This is a genomic window from Methyloversatilis sp. RAC08, from assembly GCF_001713355.1.
In the GTDB taxonomy this organism is placed as follows: domain Bacteria; phylum Pseudomonadota; class Gammaproteobacteria; order Burkholderiales; family Rhodocyclaceae; genus Methyloversatilis.
On sequence record NZ_CP016448.1, the window covers coordinates 2,587,808 to 2,601,810 of the forward strand.

The following is a 14,003-nucleotide window of genomic DNA, read 5'->3' on the forward strand; positions in this document are numbered from 1 at the left end:
AGCACAGAACCATGAACGATTCCGTACAGACCCTGCCCGACGACCAACCTGCGCTGCGCCTGCTGCCGATGCCGCGCGACCTCAATGCGGCCGGCGACATATTCGGCGGCTGGGTCATGTCGCAGGTGGATGTGGCCGGTTCGATCGCGGCGATGCGCCGCACCCGCTCGCGCGTGGTCACGGTGGCGGTCAATTCCTTCGTGTTCCTGCAGCCGATCACGACCCAGTACCTGGTGTCCTTCTATGCGTCGGTGGCGCGGGTCGGCAACACCTCGATCACGGTCGATGTGACGGTCTATGCGGAAACGGGTTACGAAAACATACAGATAAAGAAGGTGGCGGAGGCGACGTTGACCTATGTTGCAGTGGGCGAAGAGGGGCAGAAGCTGAATATTCCGAAAGATTGACCGTTACAGCGCTGTACGGTCATACCGGCTCCGACTTCAGCGGTGAAGCGGGGCGGTGCAACGCATAACCAGGCGAGGAGCTGAAATGTCATCACACAACACATGTGCAAGTCCCGATCTGCCTTTCGCACGCCTCGCCGTGCTGATCGGGTTGGCGGTGTCCGGCCAGGCCATGGCGGCCGGCTTTGCGGTACAGAACCAGAATGGCGCCGGTACTGCGACCGCCTTCGCCGGTGCGGCCGCCGTCGCGGACGACGCCAGCACGATCTATTTCAATCCGGCCGGCATGACCTATCTGCCGATGGGCCACAGCATTTCGGTCGCCGGCACGCTGCTGCACCGCTCGCTGAAGTTCGACGACCGCGGCTCGAATGCGCTGGGCCCGTTTCCACTTGGCGATGATGGTGGCGAGGGCGGTGGCCTGTCGCTGATTCCGGCCGGTTACTACAGCTATGCGATCAACGACCGCTTCCGCATCGGTGTCGGCGTGTCGGCCACCTTCGGCAACAAGACCGACTACAGCACCACCTTCCTTGGCCGCTTCCAGGGCAACTATGTCGACCTGAAGGCGCTGAACATCAATCCGTCGGTCGCCTGGCGCGTCAATGACCAGCTGTCGATCGGCGCCGGCATCAGCTTCGTCAAGCTCGAAGGCGACATCCAGCAGCAGTTGCCGGTGTCACCCTTGCTGCCCAATGCGCGCAATCGGCTCGAAGCCGACGACACGGCAATGGGTTTCAACGTCGGCCTGATGTATCAGGTGACACCGGCGATGCGCGTCGGCCTGTCGTATCGCTCGAAGATCGACTTCCGGCTCAAGGGCGAGGCGACTGCGACGGAAGCCGGTCCGGCGACCGGTGTGACGCCGGCTTTCGCGAGGATCGAATTGCCCGATACCTTCTCGGTTGCCGTGCATCATCAGATCACCGACCGCTGGGAAGCCATGGGTGACTACACCTGGACCGGCTGGTCGTCCTTCAAGTCGCTCGACGTGCGCAATGACAACACCGGTGCCCGCCTGACCAATCCGGAGTACGACTTCCGCGACAGCTGGCGCATCGGTTACGGCGCCGCCTACAAATACACCGAGGCGCTCAAGCTTCGGTTCGGCGTCGCGTTCGACAAGTCGCCGGTGCATGACGAAACGACGCGCACGCTGACGCTGCCGGACAGCGACCGCTACTGGATGGCGATCGGTGCGCGCTACGCGCTGACGCCGAAATCGACGATCGACGTCGGCTACGCGCACATCTTCTTCGACCGCGAAGGCATCGACCGGCGCACCATCGTCGGCACCACGCCGACCGGCCAGATCATTCGCGGCAAGTTCGACACCAGCGCCGATCTGCTGTCGGTGCAGTACAACCAGACCTTCTGATGTCGCACCGGCTGGCGTTCGCAAGGCGCCGGCCGTCGTGCTGCTTCTGTCTTTTCGGTGACCCGGCCGCACTCGGCGGCTGGCGTGCCGCTTCCGGGAGACCGTCATGTCCCGTCCCATCCTGCTTCAGTTCCGAATCCGTCGTGTGGCCGTGCTCGGCGCCGGCGTCATGGGAGCGCAGATCGCCGCGCATTGCGCCAACGCCAACGTATCGGTCGTGCTGTTCGACCTCGCCGCCAAGGAGGGCGACCCGGACGCCATCGTCAGGCGCGCGCTCGACGGCCTGAAAAAGCTCGAACCGGCGCCGCTGGCCACCGCCGACCGGCTGGCGCTGATCGAGGTCGCCAACTACGACCGCGACCTTGCGCGGCTGGGCGAGTGCGATCTGGTGATCGAAGCCATCGCCGAGCGCATGGACTGGAAGCACGGCCTGTACGCGAAAGTGGCGCCGCATCTGCGCGCCGACGCCATCTTCGCCAGCAACACGTCGGGCCTGTCGATCAACGCGCTGGCCGACGGTTGCCCGGACAGCCTGCGCAGCCGCTTCTGCGGCGTGCACTTCTTCAACCCGCCGCGCTACATGTCGCTGGTCGAGCTGATCCCGTCGCATTCGACCGACGCGGCGCTGCTCGATGCACTGGAAACCTTCCTGACGACGACGCTGGGCAAGAGCGTGGTGCGCGCGCTCGATACGCCCAACTTCGTCGCCAACCGGGTCGGCGTGTTTTCGATGCTGGCGGCGATGCACCACACCGAACGCCTCGGCCTGGGCTTCGACGAGGTCGACGCGCTGACCGGCCCGGCGATCGGCCGGCCGAAATCGGCCACCTACCGCACCGCCGACGTGGTCGGGCTCGATACGCTGCTGCACGTCGTGAAAACCATGACCGACAAGCTGCCGGCCGACCCGTGGCAGCGCTACTACCGCGCCCCGGTCTGGCTGGCAGCGCTGGTCGACAAGGGTGCGCTGGGCCAGAAGACGAAGGCCGGCGTCTATCGCAAGGATGGTCGGCAGATCAAGGTGCTGGATCTGGCGACGCAGGACTACCGCGATTCGGCCGGCGCCGTGGCAGAGGAGGTGCAGGCCATCCTTGCCGAGCGCGATCCGCAGATGAAGCTCGCGGCGCTGCGTGCGTCGGTCCATCCGCAGGCGCAGTTCCTGTGGGCGCTTTTCCGAGACGTATTCCATTACGTTGCCGTGCATCTGGGCGACATCGCCCACTGCGCGCGCGACGTCGATTTCGCGATGCGCTGGGGCTTCGGCTGGCAGACCGGGCCGTTCGAAACCTGGCAGGCCGCCGGTTGGCAGCAGGTTGCCGGCTGGCTGCGCGAGGACATCGCCGCCGGCCGCACCATGAGTGATGCGCCGCTGCCAGCCTGGGTATTCGAGCGGCACGGTGCGCACGAGGCGGCCGGATCGTGGTCGGCGTCGGCTGCCGCGTTGCAGCCGCGCGCGGCACTGCCGGCGCACGCGCGCCAGCTGTTTCCCGAACTCGTGCTCGGCGAGACGCCGCGCGCCACGCACACGATCTGGGAAGGTGACGAAGTGCGTTTGTGGACGCTGGATGACGCCGACGGCGCGCGCGCGCCGGTGCTGTCGTTCAAGAGCCGCATGTCGGCCATCGGCCCGAAGGTGCTCGAAGGCGTGCGCGAGGCGATCGCCCGTGCCGAGCGCGACTTCGACGCGCTGGTCATCTGGCAGCCGCAGGGGCCGTTTTCGGTCGGCGCCAACCTGAAGCAGATCCGACCGGTGCTCGAATCCGGTGATTTCAGGGCGCTGGACCGCGTCATCAACGACTTCCAGCAGGCGTCGCAGGCGATCAAGCACGCACAGGTGCCGGTCATCGCCGCGGTGCAGAACATGGCGCTGGGCGGCGGCTGCGAATTCGTCATGCATTCGCCGCGCGCCGTGGTGGCGCTGGAAAGCTATATCGGGCTGGTCGAAGCCGGCGTCGGGCTGATTCCGGCCGGCGGTGGCTGCAAGGAGTTCGCCCTGCGCGCATCGCGCGCCGCCGAATCGTCGGCGACGAAGGACCCGATGAACTTCCTGCAGTCGGTGTTCCAGACCATCGCCATGGCGAATGTGTCGAAAAGCGCGCGTCACGCGCAGGAACTCGGGCTGCTGAAGCCGGATGACGTGGTGGTGATGCATGCGCACGAGTTGCTGCACGTCGCGCGCCGCAACGCGATCGCCATGGCCGACAGCGCCTGGCGGCCGGCGCTGCAGGCGTCGAACATCATGGTGGCCGGACGCAGCGGCATCGCCACGCTGGAAATGATGCTGGTGAACATGCGCGAGGGGGGCCTGATTTCGGCGCACGACTATCGCGTCGCGCGCGCGGCAGCCGTCGCGCTGTGCGGCGGCGAGATCGAAACCGGCTCGCGGGTGAGCGAACAGTGGCTGCTCGAAGTCGAACGCGCGCAGTTCATCGATCTGCTGAAGACGCCGGAAACGCAGGCGCGCATCGCGCACATGATGGACACCGGCAAACCCTTGCGGAATTGAGGAGACAGTCATGACACGACAGATCCAGGACGCCTACATCGTCGCCGCGAAGCGCACGGCCGTCGCGCGCAAGGGCGGTGCGTTCCGCCACGTACGGCCGGACGACATGCTGGCGCACGTGCTGCGCGGCACGGTGGCCGCCGTGCCGGCCTTCGACCTGAATGACATCGGCGACGTGGTCGTCGGCTGCGCGATGCCGGAAGGCGAGCAGGGCATGAATGTGGCGCGCATCGGCGTGCTGCTGGCCGGCTTCCCGGTGTCGGTGCCTGGCATCACGGTGAACCGCTTCTGCGCCAGCGGCCTGAACGCCGTGGCCGATGCCGCGATGAAGATCATGACCGGCCAGTGCGACATCGCCATCGGCGCCGGCACCGAATCGATGACCGTCATGCCGACCATGATGGGCAACAAGGTGACGGTCAATCCGCGCGCTTTCGAGTCGGACGAACACGTCGCCATCGCCTACGGCATGGGCCTGACCGCGGAAAAGGTCGTGCAGCAATATGGCGTGTCGCGCGAAGATCAGGACGCCTTCGCGCTGGCGTCGCACCACAAGGCGCTGGCCGCGATCGCCGCCGGCCGCTTCCGCGACGAGGTGCTGCCCTACAGCGTGCGCAGCCATCTGCCCGATCTGGCGAGCAACACGGTGCGCCTGACCGAGCGGCTGTTCGACACCGACGAAGGTCCGCGCGCCGATTCCAGCGCCCAAGCGCTGGCGAAGCTGCGCCCGGCCTTTTCGGCGCGTGGCTCGGTCACCGCGGGCAACAGTTCGCAGATGTCGGATGGTGCGGCCGCAGTGCTGCTGATGTCGGAGGCGGCCGTGAAGCGCACCGGGGCGACGCCGATCGCGCGCTTCCGCAGCTTCGCGGTGGCTGGCGTGCCGCCGGAAATCATGGGCATCGGCCCGGTCGAGGCGATTCCGAAGGCGTTGAAACTGGCCGGTCTGCGGCAGGACGACATCGACTGGATAGAGCTGAACGAAGCGTTCGCCGCGCAGGCGCTGGCCGTAATGCGCACGCTCGGCCTGGATCCTGCAAAGGTCAATCCGCTCGGTGGCGCCATCGCGCTGGGTCACCCGTTGGGTGCGACCGGCGCCATCCGCACCGCCACCGTCATCGCCGCCATGCAGCGCGGCGAAGCACGCACCGGCATGGTGACGATGTGCATCGGCACCGGCATGGGCGCCGCCGGAATTTTCGAGAAGGTGTGAGTCGGGTCAGGCGCCTCTGCGGGCGTCTGTCCCGACCTAGCCTTATTTGATCGCGGCCAGACGCTTTTCGAGCTGTGCGACCGGTACGTAACCTGGAATGCGCTCGCCGGTACTGAGGAAGATGGTCGGCGTGCCGCGCACGCGGTACTTCTCGCCCAGCGCCGCCGCCTTCTGGAAGCCGGCTGTGTCGCACGCTGCGGCAGCTGATGCCGGTGCAACATTGCTGGTCATCCAGTCATTCCAGGCCTTCAGCCGGTCCGGCGAACACCAGATCGCTTCCGACTTCTTGACCGAATCCGGGCCGAGCACCGGTGTCAGGAAGGTGTAGACCGTCACGTTGTCCATCGTCAGCAGTTCCTTCGCCAGCTTCTTGCAGTAGCCGCAGTTCGGATCTTCGAAGGTGGCGATGACCCGCTTGCCGGTGCCGCGTACCTGCTTGATCGCGAGCTCGAGCGGCAGTTCGGCGAAGTTGATGCCCGACAGCTGGTTCACCCGCTGCTGCGTGATGTTCTGGCGCGACTTCGCATCGAGGATTTCACCCAGGATGAGGTAGTTCGCCTTCTCGTCGGTGTACAGGATCTCTCCGCCGATGCGGACTTCATACAGGCCGAGGTAGGGTGTCTTGGTGACGCCTTCGACCTTGGAACCGTTGCCGATGGAGGTTTCGACGGCGGTCTTGATCGAATCTTCAACCGGACCCGCGAAGGCAACCGATGCGGCGGCGAGCGCGCACATCAGTGCGGCGGTGTGCTTGATGGACATGAAAACTCCTGTTGGGGCGCTGTGTCGGCGGCCCTGATGGGCTGCCTTTTGATTCGTGCGCCAATTAACCGAGCGCGTAGCGTACCAGCGCATTGCGTAGGACAGGCAGGCCCTGTGTCAGGTTCAGCCCGGTATTTCTGAGCCAGGCCAGCGCCGGCCAGGCCGGGCGGAACAGCTCGTGCAGCGCATGCGTCGTAAGCTGCAGCGCCTGCACCTCTTCGGCCCGCTTGCGCTCGTAGCGGCGCAGCACGCGCACGTCACCCAGCACGCTGCGATCGGTGTCGGCCAGCACGCCGGCCAGCACGCGCACGTCGGCAAAACCCAGATTCACGCCGTGACCCGACAGCGGGTGGATGGCATGTGCCGCATCGCCGACCAGCGCCACGCCCGGTGCGATCACCTTGGGTACCTGCATCAGGCGCAGCGGAAAACCGGCTGCCGGCGTCACCAGCTCGAGTGCGCCGAGCACGTGATCGCCCGCGGCGGCAACCTCGATCGCCAGTGTCGCCGCGTCATGTTGCAGGAGTTCGCGACCCCTGGCTTCCGGCGCCGACCACACCATCGACATGTGCTGGTCCGGCAGCGGCAGGAAAGCCAGCACGCCATCGGGCCGGAACCATTGCCAGGCGCAGCCCAGATGCGGCTTTTCGCAGTGGAAGTTGGCGATCACGCCCAGTTCGTTGTAATCGGTGAAGCGCGCGTCCAGCCCGACCTGCGAGCGCACCCATGAATTGACGCCATCGGCGCCAACCACCAGCGCGGCGTCGAGTGTGCGACCGTCTTCCAGCGTCAGCCGTGAGCGGCCGCGCTCGTGTGCCAGCTTCGCCGGCCGCGCCGGACACAGCAAGGTGGCATTGGCCTGCCGCTTCACGCCTTCCCACAGCTCGCGCGCGATCAGGCTGGATTCGGTGATCCATGCCAGCTCGCCCACGCCGACGTCGAACGCCGAAAAGTCGAGCCGTGCGCCGCGGTCGCCGAACACCTCGATGCGCGCGAGCGGCTGCATGCGCGCATGGTCGAGGTGCGCCCAGGCGCCGACTGATTCGAGAAAGGCCGCGCTCGAAGGGCTGACCGCATACACGCGCGCGTCCCAGCTCCCGACCGGCCACTCCGGCATCCGTCCCTCGATCAGCGCCACCGACAGCTGCGCCCGGCGCAGCGCCGCACACAGTGCCAGCCCCGGCAGGCCGGCGCCGACGATGACCACATCGAACTGAAGATCCTGCTGCATCGCTGAAGTGACCGCATGGATGAAAGACCCGCGATTGTCCGGCCGGGCCGCCATTCTTGACAAGACCCGGTCGCTCCACGACAATCCACGGCCTTTCAAAGGGTGATGTAGCTCAGCTGGTTAGAGCGACGGATTCATAATCCGTAGGTCGAGGGTTCAAGTCCCCCCATCACCACCAGCATTCAAGCGGCTCCCAGCGATGGGGGCCGTTTTCGTTTGCGGGTTCCCCGTTCGCATGTGGCTTACATGCAGCCGGGTGGACTTCTCCGTTTCGAACACAGACACCTGAAGCTCACGGCTGCGACGGCAGGCGCAACCAGATTTCATTGCGCCGCATGAACCAGGGTTTGAATGGCGCGTCGTAGCGCGAGAACACCGGGTCGCCGGTCCATGCCATGTCGGCGGCGCGCAATGCCGACTGCAGTTTTCCGAGATGCTCGGCGTAGTTCGATTCCGACCAGAAACCAGAGTAGCGGATGACGGCCACCTCGAAGGCTGCCACGTCGCGGAGCTGGATGCGCGCATCCAGCGGCTCCGGCGCGTCGGCCGCTGTCACGCCCCCGGGCAGCACGAACTGCACGAGGAAGCCGGCAGACGAGGCGGTCTGGGTGACCGGAGCGGTCATCGGCAGCTTCGCAGGCGCGGAAGCCTGGGTAACCGGCGCCGTCATCGCGAACTTCTTCTCACCCTTGTTCTTGCCGAAGATGTACCCCGCCAGTATCGGGAAAGCCTGACCGCCCGCTTCATCCGCGGGCCCGGGAACAACGACCTCGGCCACCGTGTAGGGGGCGTATTGCCGCACCTCGAAGTCAGCGAATGTGCGGACCACCCGGTATTCGGGTTCCTCCGTGGCGTGCAGGGGCATGGAAAGGCCGATCAGAAGGAGTGCCGGGACCAGCAGCTTGCGCCAGCCGTGGCCGCGCCGGGTGGATACGAAGGACGTAAGGGACTGCATGGGAGCGGGCCCGGGTTGTGTGCATGACGCTCAGGCCGATTCGCTCAAGCGGTAGTTCAATCATCGAGCTTCAATCTGAACCCCCCGGTGGATCGACGCCTTGGGCAGGGTTGGCGGGTCAGCCGTCCGTGTCCGGTTCGCTTCGAAAAGCGTCGATCGATTTGACAGTATGCGTCACAGCGGTTTTTCAACCCGTTGTTCGAATGGACCTTCGCCCAATGGCTCGAATCTTGCGAAGCCCTCGCGCGATCACCGGAGCGCACAGGCGCGCGACGGGAAAAGGCGCCGCACCGGATCGCTTCAATCGTCCGCTGCAGGCGTGACTTCGCAGAATCCAACCCCCACCGAAGCCGACAATGAAAACAAAGAGAGTGCGCGCCACGCTGGCGCTGGCAGGCGCCCTGACGACCTTCAGTGGTGCATCCGGTGCGATCGATATTTCGGTCAATTTCACCGCTGTCACGGTGGTTCCCTACACCTTCAGTCAGGGCAGGGAGTTGATGTCCATCCAGCTTACGGAAGACACGAGTTTCGGGCGCTTCTTGAAGTCGACCGTCATGATTGATGGCGTTTTCCGTAAGACCGGCGGCAAAATTGCCGCCCCCGAACCGACCGTCAACTACGTGCACAACCTTTACCTGCACATGAAGGTGTCGCCCGACTACGGTGGCATCTACGGCGAGCCGCAGGTGTTTTCCGCCGGTAACCTGATCGCCGAGCAGCAAGGCGACGGCACTGTCAGGTACTACGATGGGCGCCCCTCGCAGCCTTACCGGATCTATCTCGGCTCCGTCGCGAAGATACCGGGGGAAATCGTGGTGACCGAAGCGCCGCAGGCCCGCATCGACACGGTTACCGTCGCCGACCCGTTGGCGATCCGCGGTGACGTCGAAGGAGCCGTGGTCCTGCGCACGAACTACAGCGTCGTGTACGCCGTCGATACCTTCTTCGACACGTCCCTCGGCTGGCTGCAGAACGTATCGGACACCACTGCCTTGAACGCCGCGAGAACCCTTCGCGAATACGTCGAGGGCAACTCCCTGCACGTCGCACCGAGTGAGAACAAGCTGTACATCAACGTAAGGGGGCCGCGGACTCCCGACAACATCCGGAACGACGGCACCTTCACGGGTTTCACGGTGCATACCGCATCGCCGGGCATCCTGGCCTACAACGTCACGCTGCCGGACGCCGCCACGCTCGACGTTCCGATCGCCTTCATCAAGAACAATATCGAGGCCACGCTGGATGTCGCGTTCGAAGGTGAATCCCTGATGACCTTTTATGGCCGCGATTACCTGACGGACGAGATCCAGATGCTCAGCATCGACATCACCGGACTCGAAGGCAGGCAGGGTCTGCTGACCTTCACGGTCAACACCGATGGCCCGGACAGTGCGGAAATCTTCGTGGCCGACAATCTCAGCCTGCGGGGTTTCCAGGTCACTGCGCTGGCGACCGCAGTGCCGGAACCCGGCACATGGGCCTTGATGATGGGCGGGATGGCGCTGGTCGGTGCTGTGGCGCGTCGCCGAATCATGCAGCCGCAACGCAGCCGCGTGTCAGAACAGGGCGCAGCCTGAAATCGCCTTGAACGTGTGCGGAATCCAACCCCTACCAAGACAAATAATGACAACAAATAAGCTACGCGCCACGCTGGCGCTGGCAGGTGCCCTGACGACCTTCAGTGGTGCATCCGGTGCAGTCGATCTTTCGGTCAATCACACCGTCACCCTGACGGTTCCCTACACATTCGATTCCGGCAAGGCGTTACTGTCGATACTTCTGCAGCCGGACACCAATTTCGGACGGTTGCTGTCCTCTACCGTCACGCTGGACGGTGCGTTCCTGAAGGCACCTGGCGACATCGTTGCCCCTTTGCTTGACGTGAACTATCGCCACGAGCTGATCATCGGGATGAACGTTTCGCCAGGCTATGGCAGCCAGGCGTTTTCGGCGGGCAGCCTGTTTTCCGAGCAGCTGACCGCCGGTGTGTTCTACATCGCGACCAAGGCTGAACAGCCCTACACGATAAACATTGAGCCCGATTCGACGAAGTACAACACCATTGTGGTGTCCGAGGCGCCGCGGGCGCGCATCGACGACTACATCGTCGCCAATCCGCTGGCTATCAAGGGTGACGCCAGAGGTGTTGTCATGCTGAGGGCGAACTACAGCGTTGCCTACCGGAGCGATACCTTCTTCGACACGGCCCTCGGCTGGCTGCAGAACGTGTCGGAATTCAATGCGTATGAGTACGTCGTAAAGACGGTTCGCGAGTACGTGCAGGAAAAGTCCGAGCATGCCGAGCGCAGCACGAACACCCTGTACATCAGACCACCCCGTAACGGCGGCCCCGGTATCCGCGGCGATGCCACCTTCACCGGCTTCAAAGTGCACACCGCATCGCCGGGCATTCTGGCCTACGACGTCACGCTGCCAGACACCGCGTTCATCGACGTTCCAATCGCCTTCATCAAGAACAATACGGAGGCCACGCTGGATGTCGCGTTCGAAGGTGAATCCCTGATGACCTTCCATGGCAGCGATTACCTGACCGACGAGATCCAGATGCTCAGCATCGACATCACCGGACTCGAAGGCAGGCAGGGCCTGCTGACCTTCACCCTCAACACCGATGGCCCGGACAGCGCGGAAATCTTCGTCGCCGACAACCTCAGCCTGCAGGGTTTCCAGGTCACTGCGCTGGCGGCGCCCGTGCCAGAACCCGGCAGCCACGCCTTGATGCTGGCCGGCCTTGCCGTGCTGGGTGCGGGCGTTCGTCGCCGCAGGCACCACGAGGCCTGAGCTCAGGAATCGAGTGCATATGACGGGGGCTGCGGCCCCCGTTTCGCTTCTCGCGCTGTGTTCTCCCCGCGTACCGCGCTCTGGGGGAACGCTTCGGGCAGCAGCGCCCGGGTGAGAGGGTGAGGGAACCGGCGCCCTCCGCGCCCGGGCTATACTCGAACGCCGATCCAGGGCCTTGTGCGGTAACGAAAAGCGCGCTTCGGGTTGAATCCGCACACCGACGCCGGTCCATCCGGCTCCGGCGAGGGCGCTTCGATCCCGGCTCGCCAGTCGAGGTGACGCATCTTGAAGGCACTGCTGCTGAAGTACTGGGAACGCATCCGATCCAGTTTCTGGTTCGTACCCGCGGCGATGGCCTGTTTTGCCGTGGCGCTGGCGTTCGGCGCCGTCGCGCTCGACCGCGCCGTCACCGATGACTGGCTGGAGCGCCTGGGCTGGCGCTATTCCGGTGGTGCAGAGGGCGCCAGCCTGATGCTGAGCACCGTGGCCGGGTCGATGATCGCCATCGCAGGAACGGTGTTCTCGATGACGCTGGTCGCGATGTCTTTGGCATCGTCACAGCTGGGCCCCCGCCTGTTGCGCAATTTCATGCGCGACACCGCCAACCAGGTGGTGCTGGGCACTTTCGTGGCCACCTTCGTCTACTGCCTGCTCGTGCTGCGCACCATCCGGCGCGCCGACGAGGTCGCCTTCGTGCCTCAGCTGTCCGTCAGCATCGGCGTGCTGCTGGCCGTGCTCAGCATCGGGGTGCTGATCTACTTCATCCATCACGTATCGGTGTCGATCCAGGCGGATGTAGTCGTGGCCCGCGTCAGCGACGAGCTGCACGACGGGATCGGCAGGATGTTTCCCGGACACCTCGGAAAGTCCCGATCGGAAACGCCGAACCCACCCGATGAAGCGGAACTGCCGGCCGCGTTCGCGCGCGAAGCGCGTCCCGTGGGGGCGCTCGAAGACGGTTATCTCCAGTTGATCGATGCCGACGCCCTGATGGAACTGGCCCGCGAGCAGGATCTGCTGCTGCAGCTGGAATGCCGGCCCGGGCACTACCTCGTTCGCGGACAGACGATGGTCATGGTCTGGCCGGGCGATCGCGTGACCGAGGAACTGGTGGGCCAGCTGAACGCCGCCTTCGTGCTCGGCAACCAACGCACTGCCACCGCGGACATCGAGTTCTCCTTCCTGCAGCTGGTCGAGATCGCCGTGCGCGCGCTGTCCCCGGGCATCAACGACCCGTTCACGGCGATCGCCTGTGTGGACAGACTGGGATCGGCGCTGTGCCGGCTGGCCCGGAGTGACATGCCATCGCCCTTCCGGTTTGACGATCTCGGGCAGCTTCGGCTGGTGGCCAACGGGTACACCTTTGCAGGCGTCACGGACACGGCCTTCAACCAGATCAGGCAGAACGCGCGGTCGAACCCGGCCGTGGCGATCCGCATGCTCGATGCGATCGCCCAGATCGCCGGCCACGTGCGCAGCGCGCGGGATGCAGGCTGCCTGCGCCGCCACGCAGACATGATCGTCCGAGGGGCGCGCGAGGCCGTGCCGGAAGCGGGCGACCGGCTCGACGTCGAGGCGCGCTACATGGCCGCGACGCAGGCGCTGCGCGAACTTCACGGCGCGGCCGTCGACGAGGCCACCGGCTGACCCTCACCCGGGCCGCCACTCATCGAGGGCGTTACCCGCGCGAACTGCGCTACAGTCCGGCCCGGTCGTCATGCCTTGTCTGCGGGAGTCAAACGTGAAATTTCTATGGGCGGCGCTTGTGCTGCTGGCTGTTCTGGTGTTCTGGTTGTGGACGCCCGACCGCCGGCTGGCTGAACTCGAAGCGCGCTATCTCGCGGCACCCGGCGACATGCTGGAGGTGGCCGGCACCCGTCTGCATGTTCGGGACAGCGGGCCCAAGGACGCGCCGGCGCTGATCATGCTGCATGGCTTCGGCGCCAGCCTGCACACCTGGGAGCCGTGGGCTCAGTCGCTGGCGGGCGACTATCGGGTGATCCGTTTCGACCTGCCGGGCAGCGGCCTCAGTCCGCCGGATGCGACCGGCGACTACACCGACGCGCGCAGCATGCAGATCGTAGCGGCGCTGATGGACAGCCTCGGCGTGGCGCGCGCGACGCTGATCGGCAATTCGATGGGTGGGCGCATCGCGTGGACCTTTGCCGCGACGCAGCCGGCGCGCGTAGACAAGCTGGTGCTGATTTCGCCCGACGGATTCGCCAGCCGGGGTTTCGAGTACGACAAGGCGCCGGAGGTGCCGGCGATGATGTCGCTGATGCGGCACACGCTGCCGCGTTTCCTGCTGAAGATGAGCCTTGAGCCGGCATATGCCGACAAGACCGTGCTGACCGAGGCAATGACCGATCGTTACCATGACCTGCTGCTGGCGCCCGGCGCGCGCGACGCGATGATGCAGCGGTTGGCCCAGGTGAAGCTGGTCGATCCGGTACCGTTGCTCAGGCGCATCACGGCGCCGACGCTGCTCGTGTGGGGCGAGCAGGACGCGATGATTCCGGTGGCCAATGCGGCCGATTACAAGGCGGCCATCGCCGATGCCACCGTGGTGACCTTGCCGGATGTCGGCCACCTGCCGCATGAAGAAGCGCCGGCGCGTGCACTCGAACCGGTGCGCGCCTTCCTGAAGCGCTGAGCGCGCTGCTGCGATTCGCCCGGTTCTCCGTGCCAGTGGCGACGGTTTTGTGGGAGCAGCGGCCTGTGTGGAGGTAGGCGCGGTGTCGGGTGT

11 protein-coding genes and 1 tRNA gene are annotated in these 14,003 nt (G+C 65.3%); 9 read left to right on the forward strand and 3 right to left on the reverse strand.

The genetic code is table 11. The features are described 5' to 3' along the window. The first annotated feature begins 11 nt into the window (after positions 1-11). The 4 genes from BSY238_RS11990 (at position 12) to BSY238_RS12005 (ending at position 5,501) form a co-directional block, all read left to right on the forward strand. The gene (locus tag BSY238_RS11990) at positions 12-407 is read left to right on the forward strand and encodes an acyl-CoA thioesterase (RefSeq protein ID WP_069039345.1); all 396 of its coding nucleotides are present in this window, start codon (positions 12-14) and stop codon (positions 405-407) included. A gap of 85 nt (positions 408-492) precedes the next feature. Further along, positions 493-1,785, forward strand: a complete 1,293-nt coding sequence (locus tag BSY238_RS11995) for an OmpP1/FadL family transporter (protein WP_069039346.1) — start codon at positions 493-495, stop codon at positions 1,783-1,785. A 106-nt stretch (positions 1,786-1,891) separates the two neighbouring features. After that, entirely contained in the window at positions 1,892-4,291 is a 2,400-nt protein-coding gene (locus BSY238_RS12000; protein ID WP_069039347.1) for a 3-hydroxyacyl-CoA dehydrogenase/enoyl-CoA hydratase family protein, read from the forward strand. 10 nt (positions 4,292-4,301) lie between these two features. Beyond that, positions 4,302-5,501, forward strand: coding sequence for an acetyl-CoA C-acyltransferase (locus BSY238_RS12005; RefSeq protein ID WP_069039348.1), 1,200 nt, complete (start codon positions 4,302-4,304; stop codon positions 5,499-5,501). A gap of 42 nt (positions 5,502-5,543) precedes the next feature. On the opposite strand, the gene BSY238_RS12010 is transcribed toward BSY238_RS12005, so the two are convergent. Both BSY238_RS12010 and BSY238_RS12015 read right to left on the reverse strand, forming a co-directional pair. Further along, positions 5,544-6,263 (reverse strand): DsbC family protein, encoded by a 720-nt coding sequence (locus tag BSY238_RS12010; RefSeq protein ID WP_069039349.1) that lies wholly within the window; start codon positions 6,261-6,263, stop codon positions 5,544-5,546. Between the two features lie 64 nt (positions 6,264-6,327). Next, positions 6,328-7,494 (reverse strand): UbiH/UbiF family hydroxylase, encoded by a 1,167-nt coding sequence (locus BSY238_RS12015; protein WP_069039350.1) that lies wholly within the window; start codon positions 7,492-7,494, stop codon positions 6,328-6,330. Between the two features lie 101 nt (positions 7,495-7,595). On the opposite strand from BSY238_RS12015, the gene BSY238_RS12020 reads away from it, so the two are divergent. Beyond that, a tRNA-Met gene (locus BSY238_RS12020) sits at positions 7,596-7,672 on the forward strand. Positions 7,673-7,786: 114 nt separating this feature from the next. On the opposite strand, the gene BSY238_RS12025 is transcribed toward BSY238_RS12020, so the two are convergent. Beyond that, positions 7,787-8,449, reverse strand: coding sequence for an SOUL family heme-binding protein (locus BSY238_RS12025; protein ID WP_223300110.1), 663 nt, complete (start codon positions 8,447-8,449; stop codon positions 7,787-7,789). A 371-nt stretch (positions 8,450-8,820) separates the two neighbouring features. Here BSY238_RS12025 and BSY238_RS18785 point away from each other — a divergent pair, with 371 nt between their 5' ends. From BSY238_RS18785 to BSY238_RS12045, 4 genes are all read left to right on the forward strand, one after another. Beyond that, complete coding sequence (locus tag BSY238_RS18785) at positions 8,821-10,032, forward strand: PEP-CTERM sorting domain-containing protein (protein ID WP_069039351.1); 1,212 nt, start codon at positions 8,821-8,823, stop codon at positions 10,030-10,032. Next, positions 9,965-11,257 (forward strand): PEP-CTERM sorting domain-containing protein, encoded by a 1,293-nt coding sequence (locus tag BSY238_RS18790; RefSeq protein WP_223300111.1) that lies wholly within the window; start codon positions 9,965-9,967, stop codon positions 11,255-11,257. The genes BSY238_RS18785 and BSY238_RS18790 overlap by 68 nt, the downstream gene beginning before the upstream one ends. 366 nt (positions 11,258-11,623) lie before the next feature. Then, positions 11,624-12,904 (forward strand): DUF2254 domain-containing protein, encoded by a 1,281-nt coding sequence (locus BSY238_RS12040; protein ID WP_236952597.1) that lies wholly within the window; start codon positions 11,624-11,626, stop codon positions 12,902-12,904. A gap of 94 nt (positions 12,905-12,998) precedes the next feature. Then, positions 12,999-13,910, forward strand: coding sequence for an alpha/beta fold hydrolase (locus BSY238_RS12045; RefSeq protein ID WP_223300112.1), 912 nt, complete (start codon positions 12,999-13,001; stop codon positions 13,908-13,910). Positions 13,911-14,003 lie beyond the last annotated feature (93 nt).